Annotated in this window: 5 protein-coding genes; 1 reads left to right on the forward strand and 4 read right to left on the reverse strand. The window is 70.4% G+C overall.

The window, feature by feature from the left end:
* The 4 genes from I59_RS18925 to I59_RS02140 form a co-directional block, all read right to left on the reverse strand.
* A partial coding sequence (locus tag I59_RS18925) for a carbohydrate ABC transporter permease (protein WP_022902464.1) occupies positions 1-914 on the reverse strand: 914 nt, incomplete at its 3' end.
* A complete protein-coding gene (locus I59_RS02130; RefSeq protein WP_022902465.1) occupies positions 911-1867 on the reverse strand; it encodes a carbohydrate ABC transporter permease in 957 nt (318 codons plus the stop codon). The genes I59_RS18925 and I59_RS02130, both read right to left, overlap by 4 nt.
* A 15-nt stretch (positions 1868-1882) precedes the next feature.
* On the reverse strand, positions 1883-3181 hold the full coding sequence (locus I59_RS02135) for a sugar ABC transporter substrate-binding protein (RefSeq protein WP_022902466.1): 1299 nt from the start codon (positions 3179-3181) through the stop codon (positions 1883-1885).
* 116 nt (positions 3182-3297) lie between these two features.
* A complete protein-coding gene (locus I59_RS02140; RefSeq protein WP_022902467.1) occupies positions 3298-4326 on the reverse strand; it encodes a LacI family DNA-binding transcriptional regulator in 1029 nt (342 codons plus the stop codon).
* Between the two features lie 203 nt (positions 4327-4529).
* Between I59_RS02140 and I59_RS02145 the strand changes: the two genes are divergently transcribed.
* Positions 4530-5060, forward strand: a complete 531-nt coding sequence (locus I59_RS02145) for a DUF6611 family protein (RefSeq protein WP_148286045.1) — start codon at positions 4530-4532, stop codon at positions 5058-5060.
* Positions 5061-5251 lie beyond the last annotated feature (191 nt).

Below are 5251 nucleotides of genomic sequence, written 5' to 3' on the forward strand. Positions count from 1 at the left end.
CGCGATGACCACCGCTGGAACACGATGAACAGCACGACGACGGGGGCCGCGAGCACGACCGCGCCGGCGAGGATCGCGCCGTACGGGTTCGCGGTCGAGGACGCGACGTTCGAGATGTAGTTCGCCAGGGAGACGGCGAGCGGTTGCATGGAGGCTTCCTTCGTGATGAGGAACGGCCAGAGGAACTCGTTCCACGGCCCGATGAACGTGACCAGCACGACGGTGACGAGCGCCGGTCGGATGAGGGGGAGCGCGACGCTCCAGAGCACACGGAGCTCCCCGGCGCCGTCGATGCGGGCGGCGTCGAAGATCTCCTGCGGCACCTGCAGGAAGTACTGCCGGAAGATCACCACCGCGGCGGAGTTGATCGCGAACGGCAGGATCATGCCGAGGTAGTTGTCGCTCAGGCCGTAGTCGCGGGCGATGAGGACGTACAGCGGGATCATGAGCAGCTGGAACGGCACGACCTGCACGAGCAGGGCGAGCGCGAACGTCGTCCCACGCCCCTTCCACTGGAGCACGGACAGCGCGTACCCGGCGAGGACGCCGAACACGACGGTGCAGAGCACGACCCCGGCGGTGAAGATGCCGGAGTTCACGAGCCCCTGCAGCAGGTCGACCCGGGAGTCGATCTGCGCGTAGTTGTGCAGGTCGATGTTCGCCGGGTTCGGGAACGCCCCGGCGACGGAGGTGTCCGGCTCGCGCTGGAGCGAGCCGATCACCATGTACCAGAACGGGAACAGGAAGAGCAGCGCGCCGGCGAGCAGCACGACGAACCGCAGGGCCGCCTGGCCCCGGCTCAGCTGCTGTCCGTCCAGGCGGCGGGGTCGCCGCCGCCTCGGGGTGTCCTGCCGGGAGGCGCGGCTCGCCGCCGTCAGGTCGGCTGCGGCCCGGGGGGTGGTCGCCTGGGTCATGATTCCCTCCCACCTGCGAACTTGTTCTGCAGGAACGCGATGATCAGGACGCCGATCATCAGGACGATGCCGATGGCCGCCGCGTAGCCGGGGTGGCCCTGCTGGATGCCCTGCTGGTAGATGAGCAGCACGGGGCTGGTGGAGGCGCCGTTCGGGCCGCCGCCGCCGGTGAGCAGGTAGGGCTCGGTGAAGAGGTTCGCGCCCGTCACGGTGCTGAGCAGCAGCACGAGCACCGTCGCGGGCCGGACGCCGGGGACGGTCACCGAGAAGAACTGCCGGATCTTGCCCGCGCCGTCGGTGGACGCCGACTCGTAGAGCTCCTTCGGTACGTTCTGCAGCGCCGCGAGGTACAGCAGGATGTAGAACCCGAGCTGCTTCCACGTCACGAACACCGCGATCATCGGCATCGCGAGGGCCGGGTTGCTGAGCCACGACGGGCTCGGCGCGAGCGGTCCGAGGACGCTGTTCACGACCCCGCCCTGGCTGAACAGGAACAGCCAGACTCCGACGACCGCGACGCTCGCGGTGACGTAGGGCACGTAGTAGCTCACCCGGAAGAACGTCCCCCAGCGCACGGCGCCGTTGAGCGCCGAGGCGAGCACGAGGGCGAGCACGACGGTCAGGGGCACGTTGATGACGAGGAAGACGCCGACGTTCCGGAACGACTGCAGCACCTGCGGGTCCTGGAAGACCTGCACGTAGTTCTGCAGTCCGACCCACGGCCGGTCGACGTTCACGCCGGGGGCGGCGAAGAAGTAGTCCTTGAAGGACATGTACACCGCGAAGCACACCGGGTAGGCGAAGATCGCGATGACGAACACCAGGTAGGGGGCGCTGAACAGCCACCCCAGGGGGTTCTTGCCGAGCAGTCGGACGTGCAGCGGCTTCCGGCCGCCGCCCGTCGGGCTGCCCGGCGTGACCCCGCGCGTCGGTGACGCGGTCTGCGTGGTCAATCCGGGCCTCCCGTCCTACTGCTGCTGCATCTGCTGGGTGAACTTCGACGCCGCGGCCCCCAGCTGCGAGTCGAGGTCCCCCTGCCCGGAGATGACGGCCTTCGTGTAGAAGTCACGGAAGCCCTGGAGCGCGGCGATCGTGTTCGCGCCGGCCGGGTCGTCGACCGTGCGGGCCGCCTGCGAACCGAACTCCTGGTACGACGGGTTGGCCTTGAAGTAGTCGGCGTACGTCGTGGCGAGGTCCTTCCGGATCGGCATCTGGCCGGTCGTCTCGAGGAGCTGCTGGTCCTGGTCCTTGCTCGTGGCGTACTTCAGGAAGTCCCACGCGGTGCCCTGGTTCTTGCAGGACGAGTACATGCCGACGTTCTTGGCGTCCGGGAAGGTCCAGGTCTGGTCGGCCGAGATGCCGTCCTTGGTGGGGACGGGCACGCTGCCCCAGTCGACCTTGCCCTTGTAGGACGCGATCGCCCACGGGCCGACGATCGCCATCGCGGCCTTGCCGGTCGCGAAGGCGTCGCCCTGCAGCTGCTCGGTGCCCGCGTAGCCCTTCTCGTAGACGGTCTTCCAGAACTCGGCGACGTCGCGGCCGGCCTGGGTGCCGAACGTCGCCGTGCCGTCCTTCGTCGCCATGCCCTTGCCACCGGTCGCGGCGGCGTAGAGCGGCAGGTAGTCGAAGTTCGGCTGGAAGAACTCGCTCGTCGGCGTCGGGTAGATCGCGTACGGCGCGGCGCCCGAGGCCTTGATCTTCGCGGCCGCCGCCAGGAAGTCGTCGTAGGTGCTGAGCTTCGGGTCCTCGGTGTCGAGCCCGGCCTTCTCGAAGATCGCCTTGTTGTAGAAGATCATCACGGGGTTCGACTTCCACGGCATCTGGTAGAAGTCGCCGTCGGACGACTTGTACTGGTCGGCCGTGTCGCCGGAGCGGGCCTCGATGTAGGCGTCAGCGCCGCTGAACTTCGACAGGTCGACGAGGCCGCCCTGCTTCTGGAACTGGCCGGTCGCGGCGGGCAGGTTGTTGAACACGAGGCAGGGCGTGGTGCCTGCCGTGATCGCCGCGCCGATGACCTCTTCGGTGCTCTTGCCGGCGGGGACCTCCTGGCCCTTCACCTGCTGGTCGGGGTGGTCCTTGTTCCACGAGGCGACGGCGGCCTTGCCCCACTGGACCTCCTGCTCGTTGTTCGAGTACCAGATGGTGATCGGGCCCTTGGCCTTCATCGCGTCGCTGTTCGACGCGGCGCCCCCGCCGGAGCATCCGGTCAGGGCGAGCGCGGTGGCCGCGGCGATCGCGGTCCCGATGGCGAGCATGCGCCGTTGCATGGTGACTCCTTCGTCGGTGGTCGGTGTGCTGTGCTGTGCTGTGCTGTGCTGTGCTGTGCTGTGCTGGACGGGTGGGAGCGCTGGCGCTCCGCTCGGCCGTCCTCGTCTGTCCGGCGTCAGAGCCGGGGTGTCGGCGCGCCCGTCGACCCGCGGACGATGAGCCGCGCGGGGGTGAGGGAGCGGTCGACGGGCTCGTGCCCGTCGACGAGGTCGAGCAGGGTGGACGCGACGACGCGCCCCCACTCGACCGGGTCGTTGTCGAGGGTCGTCAGGGCCGGGTAGACGTACTGCCCGATCTGGGACCCGTCGAGCCCGGTGACCGAGAGGTCGTCCGGGATGCGGAGGCCCGCGCCCTGTGCGACCGCCATGCCCGCGACCGCCATCGGGTCGTTGCCGTAGACGATGGGCGTCGGACGGACGCCCGGGTCGAGCGCGAGGAGCGTCCGCGTGGCGTCGGCGCCCTGCTCGGGGGAGAAGTCCGTCGGGACCACCCGCGCCTCGATGCCGAGGGCCGCGGCGACGCGTTCGAACTGCTCGCGTCGGGCACGGCCGTGCAGCATGTCCTCGTTGCCCGCGACGTGCGCGATCCGCTCGTGCCCGAGGCCCGCGAGGTACCGGACGAGGTCGTCGATGCCGTCCTCGTACTCGCGCCGCACGGCCGGCAACGTCGTCGGGACGTCGGGCTCGCCGAGCGTGACGCCGCGGACCCCGAGCTCGGCGAGCAGTGCGATCCGTCGGTCGTGCCGGAGGAGGTCGGTGAGGATGAAGCCGTCCACGCGCCCGTCGGCGGCGAGGGAGCGGTACGAGCGCTCTTCGGCGCCCGCGTCCGGCACGACGCTGAGCACGAGGACCTGCCCGCGGTCGGACAGGACCGTCTCGAGGCCGGCGATGAACGCGGCGAAGAACGGGTCCGTCTCGATGATCCGCGGGTCGCGCTTCACGACGAGGCCGAGGGCGTACGCGCGCCGGCTGGTCAGGCTGCGGGCGGCCGGGTTCGGTCGCCAGCCGATCTCGGCGGCGGCGGCCTGGATCCGTTCCTTGGTGGCCTGGTTGACGCCCGGGCGGTCGTTCAGCGCAAGGGACACGAGGCCCTTGGACACCCCGGCCTGCCGCGCGACGTCGACGATGGTGGGTCGTCGTTCCATCGGTGGCCTCCTCGCCGCGGTGCTGGTCCAGATCGTTTGAACCGGTTTCATTGAACCGGTTTAGGTATACCTGCTCCGCGTTCCGCCCGCAACCCCTGACGTCCGGCTCACGAGATCAGCGACGCGTGAGGATCGCCGTGACGGCCGTGAGGAGTCCGTCAGGGGCGGTGCTCCGACGTGCTGCGCGGGTGCACGGTGATCCGGTGCACTCGCCCACGAAGCCGCTCCTCCCGCACGCCGGACCCCGGGACCGCCACCTCCACGTCTGGGGGCGCGAGATCGTCCACCCCGCCGGCAGGACCCTCTGGAGCTCCCGCACGCTCGTGGTGTTCCCACCGGGCACGAACACCCGCGAGCGGATCCTCCTCCGGGCGCTGCACGCGTGGGGCGTGGCCGGCGCGCTCCCCGCCCTCGGCGTGATGGCGGCCCTGAACGGCTCCGCGCTCGGGGGTACCCTGGCGGCCGCCGCGCTGTACGGCTCCGGGTTCCTCGTCCTGCGGCGCGCGACCCGTCGGACGCGACCCTCGGTGCGCACCCTGACCGTGACCACCTTCCACGGCGGCGGTCGACCCCGCGGGCACGGGGACGCACGCTTGCTCGCCGGGTCGCTCGACGCACTCGTGGTGTACGAACGAGCGGCGCTCGCCGGGACGATCAGCGCGGTGGAGTTCGAGCTCCTCTGGGCGGACGTCTGGAGTTCCCTGCCCGAGACGCCCCGACGGGGTCGCGCATGAACGCCGGGCCGGGGGCGGTCGGCAGCACGCCCGACCCGTCCGACGACGACCCGGTGGTCCTCGGCTACGACTGACGGTCGGGCGCCGCCCGGTGGGGCCCGGTCATGCGCCCGGTCGTACTCGCCGGAACACGCACGCGGAGGTGAACAGTCGTCGACGCCCCCCGAACGGGGCACACATTGAGCACAATG

The sequence above is a fragment of the Curtobacterium sp. B8 genome (genome assembly GCF_000333315.1).
Lineage (GTDB): Bacteria > Actinomycetota > Actinomycetes > Actinomycetales > Microbacteriaceae > Curtobacterium > Curtobacterium luteum.

Coding starts and splice junctions, on each gene's coding strand:
- I59_RS02135 (WP_022902466.1), bottom strand. CDS start 3,181: ATGCAACGGCGCATGCTCGCCATCGGGACCGCGATCGCCGCGGCCACC.
- I59_RS02140 (WP_022902467.1), bottom strand. CDS start 4,326: ATGGAACGACGACCCACCATCGTCGACGTCGCGCGGCAGGCCGGGGTG.